Origin of the sequence: Streptomyces sp. NRRL F-5650 (assembly GCF_000721365.1) — a bacterium.
In the GTDB taxonomy this organism is placed as follows: domain Bacteria; phylum Actinomycetota; class Actinomycetes; order Streptomycetales; family Streptomycetaceae; genus Streptomyces; species Streptomyces ardesiacus.
In genome coordinates, this window is sequence record NZ_JOGV01000047.1 from 72,911 (window position 1) to 84,801 (window position 11,891).

At 72.0% G+C, this 11,891-nt stretch carries 16 protein-coding genes and 1 tRNA gene; 2 read left to right on the forward strand and 15 right to left on the reverse strand.

Annotated elements, in window-relative coordinates; genetic code table 11:
• Nucleotides 1–98: 98 nt before the first annotated feature.
• On the reverse strand, nucleotides 99–2,678 hold the full coding sequence (locus IG88_RS0131330; RefSeq protein ID WP_078861668.1) for an MFS transporter: 2,580 nt from the start codon (nucleotides 2,676–2,678) through the stop codon (nucleotides 99–101).
• 9 nt (nucleotides 2,679–2,687) lie between these two features.
• Nucleotides 2,688–3,191, reverse strand: coding sequence for a MarR family winged helix-turn-helix transcriptional regulator (locus tag IG88_RS0131335; protein ID WP_031048604.1), 504 nt, complete (start codon nucleotides 3,189–3,191; stop codon nucleotides 2,688–2,690).
• Nucleotides 3,192–3,396: 205 nt separating this feature from the next.
• Between IG88_RS0131335 and IG88_RS0131340 the strand changes: the two genes are divergently transcribed.
• Nucleotides 3,397–3,594 (forward strand): hypothetical protein, encoded by a 198-nt coding sequence (locus IG88_RS0131340; RefSeq protein WP_031048607.1) that lies wholly within the window; start codon nucleotides 3,397–3,399, stop codon nucleotides 3,592–3,594.
• A 115-nt stretch (nucleotides 3,595–3,709) separates the two neighbouring features.
• On the opposite strand, the gene IG88_RS0131345 is transcribed toward IG88_RS0131340, so the two are convergent.
• The 8 genes from IG88_RS0131345 to IG88_RS43900 all read right to left on the reverse strand — a co-directional run bounded on the left by IG88_RS0131345 (nucleotide 3,710) and on the right by IG88_RS43900 (nucleotide 8,356).
• Entirely contained in the window at nucleotides 3,710–4,675 is a 966-nt protein-coding gene (locus IG88_RS0131345; RefSeq protein WP_031048609.1) for an RNA polymerase sigma factor SigF, read from the reverse strand.
• A 292-nt stretch (nucleotides 4,676–4,967) separates the two neighbouring features.
• Entirely contained in the window at nucleotides 4,968–5,807 is an 840-nt protein-coding gene (locus IG88_RS0131350) for an RNA polymerase sigma factor SigF (RefSeq protein ID WP_031048612.1), read from the reverse strand.
• A 191-nt stretch (nucleotides 5,808–5,998) separates the two neighbouring features.
• Entirely contained in the window at nucleotides 5,999–6,292 is a 294-nt protein-coding gene (locus IG88_RS0131355) for a Dabb family protein (RefSeq protein ID WP_031048614.1), read from the reverse strand.
• A complete protein-coding gene (locus tag IG88_RS42930) occupies nucleotides 6,292–6,468 on the reverse strand; it encodes a hypothetical protein (protein ID WP_030403190.1) in 177 nt (58 codons plus the stop codon). Before IG88_RS42930 ends, IG88_RS0131355 begins: the two co-directional genes overlap by 1 nt.
• Nucleotides 6,469–6,554: 86 nt before the next feature.
• Nucleotides 6,555–6,639, reverse strand: a tRNA-Ser gene (locus tag IG88_RS0131365).
• Nucleotides 6,640–6,715: 76 nt separating this feature from the next.
• Complete coding sequence (tadA, locus tag IG88_RS0131370) at nucleotides 6,716–7,147, reverse strand: tRNA adenosine(34) deaminase TadA (protein ID WP_031048617.1); 432 nt, start codon at nucleotides 7,145–7,147, stop codon at nucleotides 6,716–6,718.
• Between the two features lie 68 nt (nucleotides 7,148–7,215).
• Complete coding sequence (locus IG88_RS0131375) at nucleotides 7,216–7,761, reverse strand: hypothetical protein (protein WP_031048619.1); 546 nt, start codon at nucleotides 7,759–7,761, stop codon at nucleotides 7,216–7,218.
• A gap of 331 nt (nucleotides 7,762–8,092) precedes the next feature.
• Nucleotides 8,093–8,356, reverse strand: coding sequence for a hypothetical protein (locus IG88_RS43900; RefSeq protein WP_031048620.1), 264 nt, complete (start codon nucleotides 8,354–8,356; stop codon nucleotides 8,093–8,095).
• A 140-nt stretch (nucleotides 8,357–8,496) separates the two neighbouring features.
• On the opposite strand from IG88_RS43900, the gene upp reads away from it, so the two are divergent.
• Nucleotides 8,497–9,132: a uracil phosphoribosyltransferase gene (gene upp / locus IG88_RS0131385; protein ID WP_030405186.1), complete on the forward strand. Its 636-nt coding sequence runs from the start codon at nucleotides 8,497–8,499 to the stop codon at nucleotides 9,130–9,132.
• Nucleotides 9,133–9,136: 4 nt separating this feature from the next.
• On the opposite strand, the gene IG88_RS0131390 is transcribed toward upp, so the two are convergent.
• The 5 genes from IG88_RS0131390 to IG88_RS0131410 form a co-directional block, all read right to left on the reverse strand.
• Complete coding sequence (locus IG88_RS0131390; RefSeq protein ID WP_031048623.1) at nucleotides 9,137–9,751, reverse strand: LytR C-terminal domain-containing protein; 615 nt, start codon at nucleotides 9,749–9,751, stop codon at nucleotides 9,137–9,139.
• A gap of 123 nt (nucleotides 9,752–9,874) precedes the next feature.
• On the reverse strand, nucleotides 9,875–10,171 hold the full coding sequence (locus IG88_RS0131395; protein ID WP_003999914.1) for a type II toxin-antitoxin system VapB family antitoxin: 297 nt from the start codon (nucleotides 10,169–10,171) through the stop codon (nucleotides 9,875–9,877).
• A gap of 170 nt (nucleotides 10,172–10,341) precedes the next feature.
• Nucleotides 10,342–10,476 carry a hypothetical protein gene (locus tag IG88_RS45015; protein ID WP_267884676.1) on the reverse strand — a complete coding sequence of 45 codons (135 nt, stop codon included), beginning with the start codon at nucleotides 10,474–10,476 and terminating at the stop codon, nucleotides 10,342–10,344.
• Between the two features lie 71 nt (nucleotides 10,477–10,547).
• On the reverse strand, nucleotides 10,548–10,895 hold the full coding sequence (locus IG88_RS39280; protein WP_051852136.1) for a hypothetical protein: 348 nt from the start codon (nucleotides 10,893–10,895) through the stop codon (nucleotides 10,548–10,550).
• 79 nt (nucleotides 10,896–10,974) lie between these two features.
• Complete coding sequence (locus IG88_RS0131410) at nucleotides 10,975–11,586, reverse strand: HdeD family acid-resistance protein (RefSeq protein ID WP_031048628.1); 612 nt, start codon at nucleotides 11,584–11,586, stop codon at nucleotides 10,975–10,977.
• Nucleotides 11,587–11,891: the final 305 nt, after the last annotated feature.

Consider the following 11,891-nt stretch of genomic DNA (forward strand, 5'->3'; position numbering starts at 1 on the left):
CTCCCTGCAAAGGCTCAGAAAGTGGTCGTAAAAAACCGGCCCGTGGGGGCGGGCGCACCTCCGCTCAGAGCGCGCACGCCACCACGGGCCGGGGCCTGCTACTCGCCGGGGTGGGCGAGCTCGATGTCGTGGCCGTCGGCACCGGGGCCGGTGACCGTCAGGGCGGTGGCCACCGGCGGGTAGCCGGTCGCGATGACCGTGTACTCACCGGAGTCCAGGTCGGTGAAGGCGTACGCCCCGTCCGCCCCGGTGGTGGCCGTGCCGATCACGTTGCCCGCCGCGTCGACCAGGGTGACCCGGGCGTCCGCCAGCGGACCGTGCGGTGCCCGCACGACGCCCTGGAGCTGGGCGCCGGCCTGGAGGTCGACCTCGACGCGGGTGACGCCGGTGCCGCCCACCTCGAGCGGCAGTGCACGGGGCCGGTAGCCGGCCGCGTTGACCGCGACTGTCACCGTGCCCGGCACCAGCTCGGTGAAGGCGAACTCGCCCGCCTCGCCGGTGGTGGCGCTGGCCAGCAGGTCACCGCGCACGTCGGTCACGATCACCATGGCGTCCTTGACCGGCTGTCCGCTCTCCTCGGCCTTCACCAGGCCGGTGAGCCCGCTGGTGCCGCTGAGCAGGATGTCGTAGGCGACCGGCTCGTCGTTGACGACGATGGTGGAGGCCTGCGGCTGGAACCCGTCGGCGGAGGCGATCAGCACGTACGACCCGGCGCTCGGCGCGTCGACGGCGTAGGAGCCGTCGGCCTGGGCGACGGACCGGCCGAGCTGGCGGCCGGCCAGGGAGATCAGCGTGACGGCGGCCTGCGGGACCGGCGCGGACTCGGCGCCGCGGACGAATCCGCGGACGGCGATGCCGCCGGAGACGGGCGCCTGCGGTTCACCGGAGCCGGTCGCCGTGGCGACGGCGGCCGTCCGCTGCGTGACCGCCGGGGCGGCCGCGGTGTCCGAGACGGCCGAGCTGTCCGGGGCCGCGGAGGGCGTGGCGGCCACGGCGGCCGTCGCACCGGCCGGGGCCGGCTCGCCGGCGACGCGGACGGCCTCGGCGGGGGTGCCCGCCACCGGCGGGGCGGCCTCGGCCGACGACTCCGCGGCCTGGGCCAGGGCGCCCTTGGTGCGCAGCGGGACCTCCTTGATGAAGAGCGTCACCAGGAAGCCGAGCAGGGCGATCGGCGCGACGTACAGGAAGATGTCGGCGATGCCGTGCCCGTAGGCGCTCTCCAGCCAGGTGCGGATGGGGGCGGGGAGCAGGTCCATGTCGGGGATCTGCCCGGAGCCCAGGGCCTTGCCGGCCGCGAGCTGGTCCTCGGGCTTGAGCTGCCCGATGGTGTCGGTGGCGTAGTGGCTGATCCGGGACGACATGATCGAGCCGAGCACCGAGACGCCCACCGCGCCGCCGAGGGAACGGAAGAAGGTCACGGTGGAGGACGCGGAGCCCAGGTCGCTCGGCTCCACCTGGTTCTGCGTGCAGAGCACCAGGTTCTGCATCATCATGCCGACGCCGAGACCCATCAGGGCCATGAAGACGCCGATGTGCCAGTACGGGGTGTCGTAGCGCATGGTGCTGAGCAGGCCCAGGCCCGCGGTCAGCAGCACACCGCCGGTGAGCAGCCAGCTCTTCCACTTGCCGGTCTTGGTGATGATGATGCCGGAGACCGTGGACGAGATGAACAGACCACCGATCATCGGGATCGTCATGACGCCCGACATGGTCGGGGACTTGTCCCGGGCCAGTTGGAAGTACTGGCTGAAGTAGACGGTGCCCGCGAACATCGCGATACCGACGAACAGCGAGGCCAGCGAGGCCAGGGTGATGGTGCGGTTCTTGAACAGGCGCAGCGGGATGATCGGCTCGCTGGCCTTCGACTCGACGAGGAGGAAGATCAGCGTCAGCACGATCGCGCCGCCGACCATGACGCCGGTCTGCCACGACATCCAGGAGTACTTGTCGTCGGCGAAGGTCACCCAGATGAGCAGCAGGCAGACGGCCGCGGTGATGAAGAAGGCGCCGGCCCAGTCGACCTTGACCTTCCGCTTGACCACGGGCAGGTGCAGCGTCTTCTGCAGCACGATCAGCGCGAGGATCGCGAAGGGCACGCCGACGTAGAGGCACCAGCGCCAGCCGAGCCAGCTCGTGTCGGTGATGACGCCGCCGAGCAGCGGACCGCCGACGGTGGCGACGGCGAAGGTGGCGCCGATGTAGCCGGAGTAGCGCCCGCGCTCACGCGGGGCGATCATCGCGGCCATGATGATCTGCGCCAGGGCGGACAGACCGCCGGCGCCCATGCCCTGGATGGCCCGCGCGGTGATCAGCATCGCGGGGTTCTGCGCCAGACCGGCCACGACGGAGCCGACGACGAAGACGAGCAGGGCTATTTGGACCAGGGCCTTCTTGCTGAACAGGTCCGCGAGCTTGCCCCACAGGGGGGTGGACGCGGTCATCGTCAGCAGCGAGGCGGTGACGACCCAGGTGTAGGCGCTCTGGCCGCCACCGAGGTCCCCGATGATCTCGGGCAGTGCGTTGGTGACGATGGTCGAGGACAGGATCGCGCAGAACATGCCGAGCAGCAGCCCGGACAATGCCTCCATGATCTGCCGGTGCGTCATCGGAGCGTCTCCGTTGGAGCCTCCCCCGTGCTTGGCATGAGCCCGCACACCGGCTGGTGTGGTCGTTGCCATGGACTTCCTTTACTTAATGGTGATCGCGGGTGTACGGGTGGACGTGTCGTCCCCGGACAGTGCGGGAGGCCGGGCGGCGGGGACCCGGCAGTCGTCGAAGCTGGCCCTGAGGCGGGCCATGAGCCGGGAGAGCTGACCGACCTCGTCGTCGGACCAGTCGCTCAGGCGGTGGGAGAGCAGTTGGGTGCTCCGCTCGGCGATCTCGTCGAGCTGCTCCTGCCCCGCGGGCGTCAGGCGCAGGATGCGCGAGCGCTTGTCGGCGGGGTCGGGGAAGCGCTCGATCCAGCCGCGCTCGGCGGCGTGGGCGACGTGCCGGCTGGTGACCGACATGTCCACGGCGAGCAGTTCCGCGAGCTTGCTCATGCGCATGTCCCCGTGCCGGCCGAGCAGCGTCAGTACGGCGAAGGACCCGCCGGGGCAGTCTGACGGCAGCAGCCGCCCCATCTCCCGCTTCACGGCACCGAAGGCGCTGAACTGGCGGATCAGCTCCTCGTACTGCGCCTTTCCGGCCATGCGCACCTCCCGATTCGTTGCTTAGGGCAACCATAGGGTTCGTTAGTTGCTACAGGCAAACAAAAACGGGGGGTCTGGCACAAAAAATTGGCAAAGGCAAGTATTGCGAAAGTAAATGCGCAGGTGGTAAGGGGTGGGCCGGCCCAAGAGGGCTCGCGGGCCCCGCACTTGGGCGGCACCGGCGGATTCGCTAGTGTCTCGGCCCATGGCTAACACCCAGGGCCCCCAGGGCAATAACGACCCCGCAGGCAGCACCCAGATGTTCCGCGCGTTCGTCGACGACGCCCCGCAGAGCCGGCAGGCTGCCCCCGCCTCCTCCTCCGGGCCCCGCGTCGGCCTGATCGTCGGCGTCCTGGCCGCCGTGATCGTCGTCGCGGCGGTGGCCTGGCTGGCGCTCGGCTAGCACCGCCCCGGTCCTGCGCGGCCGGCGGCAGACCTGCGGACGGCGGCCGCCGCGGCACCCCCGAGGTGCCACGGCGGCCGCCGTGCCGTCGTACGGGCGCTCCCGCGCCGCCGTCTCAGTCGGAGATCAGGCCCTCGCGCAACTGCGACAGGGTCCGGGTGAGCAGCCGGGAGACGTGCATCTGCGAGATGCCGACCTCCTCGCCGATCTGCGACTGGGTCATGTTGGCGAAGAAGCGCAGCATGATGATCCGCCGCTCCCGGGGCGGCAGCTTGGCCAGCAGTGGCTTGAGGGACTCGCGGTACTCCACGCCCTCCAGCGCCGTGTCCTCGTAGCCCAGGCGGTCCGCCAGGGAGCCCTCGCCGCCGTCGTCCTCCGGGGCCGGGGAGTCCAGCGAGGAGGCGGTGTAGGCGTTGCCCACGGCCAGACCGTCGACCACGTCCTCCTCGGACACGCCCAGCACGGCGGCCAGCTCGGCGACCGTCGGGGAGCGGTCCAGCTTCTGGGACAGCTCGTCGCTGGCCTTGGTCAGCGCCAGGCGCAGTTCCTGGAGGCGGCGCGGGACGCGCACCGACCACGAGGTGTCGCGGAAGAACCGCTTGATCTCGCCGACGACGGTCGGCATGGCGAAGGTCGGGAACTCGACCCCCCGCTCGCAGTCGAAGCGGTCGATCGCCTTGATCAGCCCGATGGTGCCGACCTGGACGATGTCCTCCATCGGCTCGTTGCGGGAGCGGAAGCGCGCCGCGGCGTAGCGCACCAGGGGGAGGTTGAGCTCGATCAGGGTGTCCCGGACGTAGGCACGCTCGGGGCTGTCCTCGTCGAGGGCGGCGAGCCGCAGGAACAGGGAACGGGACAGGGTGCGGGTGTCGATGGCCTCCGTGACCGGAAGCGTCTGGGCCGGCACGGCGTCGAGGTCCGGCACGGCCTCGCCGGCCCGGTCGCCGTCGGCGGGACCGGCGGAGCCGACGGTGTCGATGGGGCCGACGGTCTCGACGGCGCCGAGCGCCTCGATCGAGTCGGGCGCGGTCTCGCTCTCCGCGAGCGCGAGCACCTTCGAGCTGCCCTGTTCTGCGGACATGCCACCCCCTTTGGGTCGCGGGACGGTCGGGGCACGCGCTCCCACGCCGGGAACGCAGCCTTCACCTGAATACCGGAGCCGAAGCTCCGGCAAACGCGTCTCCGGCAGAATGTCACATGTCGGCAACGCGCTGTAGTGACATGTCGACATCCGAGACGCGAAGACCCCCTGGAAACAGGGGGTCTGATGGGCTTTCAGCCCGATTCCGTCCACAACGGCCCCGGCGGGCGATTCGCTCTCGCCGGTGACGACTCGCTCGTGCATTCGACCCCGTGCGAGGCCCCTGCCGAGCCTACGCGTCGATCCGGTTCGCCGACCTCAGTCGCTGGAAACTGCGGGCCAGCAGCCGGGAGACGTGCATCTGGGAGACGCCGAGTTCCGCACTGATCTGGGACTGGGTGAGGTTGCTGTAGTAGCGCAGCAGCAGGATCCGCTGTTCCCGCTCGGGGAGTTGGACGAGCAGGTGGCGCACCAGGTCGCGGTGCTCGACCCCGTCGAGCGCCGGGTCCTCGTAGCCGAGCCGGTCCAGCAGGCCGGGCAGCCCGTCGCCCTCCTGGGCGGCCTCCAGCGAGGTGGCGTGGTACGACCGCCCCGCCTCGATGCAGGACAGCACCTCGTCCTCGGTGATGCGCAGCCGCTCGGCGATCTCGGCGGTGGTCGGGGAGCGCCCGAAGGCGGTCGTCAGGTCCTCGGTGGCGCTGTTGACCTGCACCCACAGCTCGTGCAGCCGGCGCGGCACGTGCACCGTGCGCACGTTGTCGCGGAAGTACCGCTTGATCTCGCCGACGACGGTCGGCATCGCGAACGTCGGGAACTGCACGCCGCGCTCCGGGTCGAAGCGGTCGATGGCGTTGATGAGCCCGATCGTGCCGACCTGGACGACGTCCTCCATCGGCTCGTTGCGGGAGCGGAAGCGGGCGGCGGCGTAGCGCACCAGTGGGAGGTTGGCCTCGATGAGCGCCGCGCGCACCCGGTCGTGCTCCGGCGTGCCCGGGGTGAGGTCCTTCAGCTCGCCGAACAGCACCTGCGTCAGGGCCCGGGTGTCGGCGCCCCGGCTGCGCTGCGGCGCGGGTGTCTCCTGGGTCTGGGAGGGGGGTGCGGGCGGTGCTTGAGGCGCAGTACTGGCCGGCACGGTCAACTCCACCTCGTGATCTGTCAATTCTTCCGTAACTCATCCGTCAAAAGCGGTCATAGCATCACAAGACATGTCCACTGTGTGCAAGCACCGCACAACCTCGTGTTGAGTGAACGCAGAACGGCCCCGCACCGGGCCGGTGCGGGGCCGAACACGGGTCCGCGGCGCCCTGCGGGCCCGCGGTCGTACTAGAACTCGTAGTCGGCGATCACCCAGGTGGCGAACTCCCGCCACAGTGCGACGCCCGCCTGGTGCGCCGGGTGTTCGAGGTAGCGCTTGAGCGCGTCGGCGTCGTCCACGGCCGAGTTGACGGCGAAGTCGTAGGCGATGGGCCGGTCGCTGATGTTCCAGGCGCACTCCCAGAAGCGGAGTTCGCCGATCTGGCCGCCGAGCGCCCGGAAGGCCTCGACGCCCTCGACGACGCGCGGGTCGTCGCGCTCGACGCCGTCGTTCAGCTTGAACAGCACAAGGTGGCGGATCATCACTTTCCTCCGTTGGCGGCCCAGGTCATGAAGTCGCCCACGGCGCCCGCCGCGTCGGAGATGCCCTGGAAACCTATCTGCACGTAGTCGGCTGCCTTGGCCGGATCCGTGATGATCACGTACAGCACGAAGACCACGACCACATAGACGGCGATCTTCTTCGAGTTCACCGCCACCGCGGCCTCCCCTGTCCTTTCGACCCACGTCTCGGTCGCTCATGATCGCACGAAGGGCCCCGTCTTTCGACGGGGCCCTTCCCAAGCGGTAGCGGAGGGATTTGAACCCTCGGTGACTTGCGCCACACTCGCTTTCGAGGCGAGCTCCTTCGGCCGCTCGGACACGCTACCGAGAGAGACCTTACAGCACGGGGCGGCATGCTCTGAAATCGGTATCGCGGCCGACGAACACCCGTCCGGCCCGGGGTCAGCGGTCGCGGAAGAAGTCCGTGAGCAGCCGGGCGCAGTCGTCCTCGAGCACCCCCCCGATCACCTCGGGACGGTGGTTGAGGCGCCGGTCGCGCACGAGGTCCCACAGGGACCCGGCGGCGCCCGCCTTGTCGTCGCGGGCGCCGTAGACCACGCGGTCCACGCGGGACTGCACCAGCGCGCCCGCGCACATCGTGCACGGTTCCAGGGTGACGACGAGCGTGCAGCCGACCAGCCGCCACTCGCCGGTCTTCGCGGCGGCCCGCCGGATCGCCAGGACCTCGGCGTGGGCCGTCGGGTCCCCGCCGGCCTCGCGTTCGTTGTGCCCCGCGGACAGCACCGTGTGCCCGTCCGGCGCCAGGACGACGGCGCCGACGGGCACGTCCCCGCCCCGCGGGGCCAGCCCGGCCTCGGCCAGGGCGAGCCGCATCGCGGCCCGCCACGGGTCGCGCACCGGGTCGGGCGGTGCCTGGCCGGGGTCCGGCCCGTCCGGCGCGGTCAGCGGACGGTCTCCAGCACGTCGAGGGCGCCGAGGGCCTCGGCGATCTCCCCGACCGCGTCCCCGGTCATCGAGCGCAGTTCCTTCTCGCTCATGCCGAGGTCGTCGAGGATCTCCGCGTCGCCGACCGGTCCGTGCGGCACGGCCTCGCCGGTGCCGGCGGCCGCGTCGGAGCCTGCACCGCCGTCCTCGTCGTCGTCGGACTCGCCGTCCTCCGTGCCGTCGAGGTCGAGGGCGTCGAGGACGTCGCCGTCGTCACCGGGTTCCCGGCCGAGCAGTTCGTCGGTGAGGAGGATCTCGCCGTAGCTGCTGCGGGCCGCCGCGGCGGCGTCCGAGACGTAGATACGCGGGTCCTCCTCGCCGTCCACCCGGACGACCCCGAACCACGCGTCCTCCTGCTCGATCAGCACGAGCACCGTGTCCTCGTCGGGAGAGGCCTCCCGGGCCAGGTCGGCAAGATCCGACAGGGTTTCCACATCGTCGAGCTCTGTGTCGCTCGCTTCCCACCCGTCTTCGGTGCGCGCGAGCAGTGCGGCGAAGTACACCGTGACTCTCCCACTGGTCCTAGGCGTGCCGGTTGGGGGTCCCCCCGGCGGAGGCTGCGGGCGGGGGAGCCGTGCTTCGAGCCCCACCCACTCGGAATCGTGGCAGAAACAAGGCAGTCAGGGGACGTCTTCCGCGCCCTGTGTCCGGCTGTTTCGACCGGCGTTCCGGAAGATGCGTGCCCGGGCCGCCGTCCAGCAGCGTTCTCGTCGCCGCCACGTGCGGATCGTACGCGGATTCTCGCGGTCCCCGCGTACGTCCGTCACCACCAACGTCGGCGCGGCGCGCGATCTTCCCCGGGCGGCTCAGGAAGTCGCCCGCCGGGACGCGCGGCTACCAGCGGAAGGTGCGCATGCGCATCGCGTGCCGCAGCCGGGCGGTCTTGGCGCGGCGCGGCTGCACGCGGTCCCGCAACTGGCGGGCCTCCGCCAGGTCGCGCAGGAACTGGGCCCGGCGCCGACGCCGTTCGGCCTCGCGTTCCCGCGGCGGGCCCCCGGCGCCGTCCGGCTGCGGCTCCGGCGCGCTCGGCCCCGCCCCGTGTCCCGTCCCCCGGTCCGCTCCGGGGGACGGCGTGTTGTGGAAGTCCCGGTCAGGCACAGTCTCACCACCCAGCGTCCGTCCCTCCCACCTTCCCCCGGCCGGGCGGTTTGACGCCCGCGAACGGGTGGAGCCGCCTCGCGGGGCCTTGCCCCGCCGCGGGGACGCCGCTCCCACGGGGCCCGGTTACTGTGGTGGGCATGCGTCTCCACGTCGTCGACCACCCCCTGGTCGCCCACAAGCTCACCACGCTGCGCGACCAGCGCACCGACTCCGCGACCTTCCGCCGTCTCGCCGACGAGCTGGTCACCCTGCTCGCCTACGAGGCCACGCGCGACGTGCGCACCGAACAGGTCGACATCCACACGCCGGTCTCGAAGACCACCGGCGTGAAGCTCTCCCACCCGCGCCCGCTGGTGGTGCCGATCCTGCGGGCCGGTCTCGGCATGCTCGACGGCATGGTCCGGCTGCTGCCGACCGCCGAGGTGGGCTTCCTCGGCATGGTGCGCAACGAGGAGACGCTCCAGGCGTCCACCTACGCCACGCGGATGCCCGACGACCTGTCCGGCCGCCAGGTGTACGTCCTGGACCCCATGCTGGCCACCGGCGGCACCCTGGTCGCCTCCATCCGGGAGCTGATCAAGCGCGGCGCCGACGACGTGACGGCGGTGGTGCTGCTGGCCGCGCCCGAGGGCGTCGAGCTCATGGAGCGCGAGCTGGCGGGCACCCCCGTGACGGTCGTGACGGCCTCGGTCGACGAGCGGCTCAACGAGCAGGGCTACATCGTCCCGGGCCTCGGCGACGCGGGCGACCGCATGTACGGAGCGGCCGAGTAGCCGCTCAGCAGCTCTTCTTCCGAGCCGTCGGCGTCGGCTCGGGCGCGGTCAGTCCGGCCAGCGCCGCGTCGGCGTCCGCCGGCTTGGCCAGCCCCTTGAACCCGTCGCCGATGATCAGGTCGACGTCGGCGCCCTTGCGGGCCGCGTCGGTGCGGTGCTCGGCGCCGGGGAGCTGGGTGCCGAGCAGCGTGAGCGACGTCTTCACGGACGGGGCCGGGCCGAGCAGCAGGCCCGTGCCGGTGACCTTCTTGTCGTACTCCGCGGGCGCGTTGCTCACCTCGCCCACGCGGAAGCCGCGCTTCTTCAGCTCGTCGGCGGTCTTCTGCGCCAGCCCGCTGCGGGTGGTCGCGTTGAGCACGTTGACGGTGACCTGACCGGGCTTCGGCAGCGCCGGGGCAGTCGGCGAGGGGCTCGCCTTCGCGGGGGTGGCACAGCCCGCGGCGCCGGCCGCCGAGGCCTTGTCGCCGCCGGTGAAGACGTCGATGAGCTGCAGCGTGCCCCAGCCGAGCACCCCGAGGACGGTGACGCAGGCGACGGCGGCGAACACGACGCGGCCGCGCCGCCGGACCGGGCGCATCCGCGGGTACTTGTCCCCCGTGATCTTGTACTGGCCACCCATGCCGGGAGGAGTCAGCATGCTCATGGGCGCAGCGTAATGCTCGGGAGCGGCGATGCCTATTAGATGATCAGTCGACGTTCCGCAGTCGGGTGGCAAGGCAACCCGAAAGGGTCAAGCGCGGGGTCAGTCGAGTTCGAGTACGCGGGCGTGCAGCACCTGGCGCTGCTGCAGCGCGGCCCGCACCGCCCGGTGCAGTCCGTCCTCCAGGTACAGATCGCCCTGCCACTTCACGACGTGTGCGAAGAGGTCGCCGTAGAAGGTGGAGTCCTCGGCCAGGAGCGTCTCCAGGTCGAGCTGACCCTTGGTCGTCACGAGCTGATCGAGGCGGACCGGGCGCGGAGCGACGTCCGCCCACTGCCGGGTGCTTTCCCGGCCGTGGTCGGGGTACGGCCGGCCGTTTCCGATGCGCTTGAAGATCACACGGAAAGCCTACCGGCCCGGGCGTTGCGGGCGCAGCCATGGCGCCGGAGTGCGGCGCCGGAAAAGACGCGTAAAGGGGACCAATCGCCGGAGCCCCCGCCGGATCGACGCCCGCCGGGGCGGCGGAGAGGCGCCCGGCCACCTCCGCCACCCCCTCGTGCGACGGGGCGTCAGCCGCGTCCGCGCTCCCGCGGGGACGGCCGCTGTTCGCGGGGCGCCTGCGGGGCGGTACCGGATGCGGGGGTGCGACGGGCGGCCTCGGCGCGCAGGAGGGCGCGCAGGACGGCGTACGGGTCGTTGGGCATGGTGGTTCCTCGTTCCTGGTGCTTCACGTGCATGTCCGTGTGCGCGGGGGCCGGTGGCCGGCCCGGCACGGTCAGCAGCGCAGGACCACGGATCGGGGACCGCGGGGCAGGGCGGCGGCCCGCTCGCCACGAGCACCGCTGCGCAGGGGCGTCCGGCGCCGGGCCGTCAGGGAGGACGGCCGGGCAGGCCGCGGTACGGCCACGTGCCGGCCGCTGCGGCCAGGAATCCGCAAGGCGGTGTCGAGGTGGTCGTACTCCCCGGTGGTGCCGCCCGCGCCGGCGACCGGTGCGACCGGAGCGGCCTGGGCCGTCACGTGGGTGCCGGGCACGACGAGGACGAGCACGAGGACCAGGACCCGCAGACAGGCGCCGGCACGTCCGGAGCGGACGGCGGCGACGGCGTGCGGTGCGGGTCTCACCGCACTGGTCTCCCCGCCCGGCGTACGCCGTCCACCGCGCCCGGGGCGAGAACCGCCCGCTCGGCGTACGGGACGCCGTTCACAGGCTGTGCGGGACCCGCTCCGCCCGCCCGCGCAGCCGTACGGAGGTGACGATCTCGACGACGCCGACGACGACCAGCCACCAGCCGCCGACCAGCATGAGGACGGTGGCCGACCCGACCGGCGAGTCGATCAGGACGATGCCGGCCACGACGGTGACGACGCCGAGGAAGACGTGCCAGCCGCGTGCGGGCATCGCCGGGTCGTGCGCGGCGGCCACGATCTGGGTGACGCCGCGGAACAGCCAGCCGATCCCGATCCACAGCGCGAGCAGCAGCACCGACTGCAGAGGGCCGCGGAAGCAGAACAGGCCCAGCAGGATCGACACGGCCCCGCTGATGAAGGCGAGCACCCGCAGCGAGGTCCTGCGGTGGGTGCCGAAGGCGGCGGCGAGTTGGAGGATGCCGCTGATGACGAGGTAGAGCCCGAAGAGCACGCCGGCCGCGAGCAGCGAGGCGCCGGGCCAGACCAGGACCAGCACGCCCAGGACGAGCGAGGCGATCCCGGTGAACAGCACGGTCTGCCAGGCGGCGCGGGACAGCAGGTGCAGGGGGCCCTCGAAGGGCGGCTCGGTCTCCTGCCGGGGGGCGCCGGTGGGTGGTTCGCTCATGCCCCATGCTGGGAGCGGCGCGGGTGGCTGCGCCACCGGGGTGGGCCACGGGGGTGGTCCGGCGTGGGTGGGGGGTGGGCCGCGCGGCCCGGCGTTGCGGGGTTGCCCGGCGCTGGTGCGGGCGCGGGGAGAGCGCGGCCCGGCGCTGGCGGGGTGCCGCTGCGCCCACCCGTGCCGCCCCAGCGGCACGACTGCCCGCAGCTACGCGGCCGGCAGCCGCGTACGGCGCGAAGGGGTCGTGTCGGGGGGTGTCCGCCCGCAGCGGTTGGCGCGTCAACGGAGTTCACATCTGTGGCCGACCGATT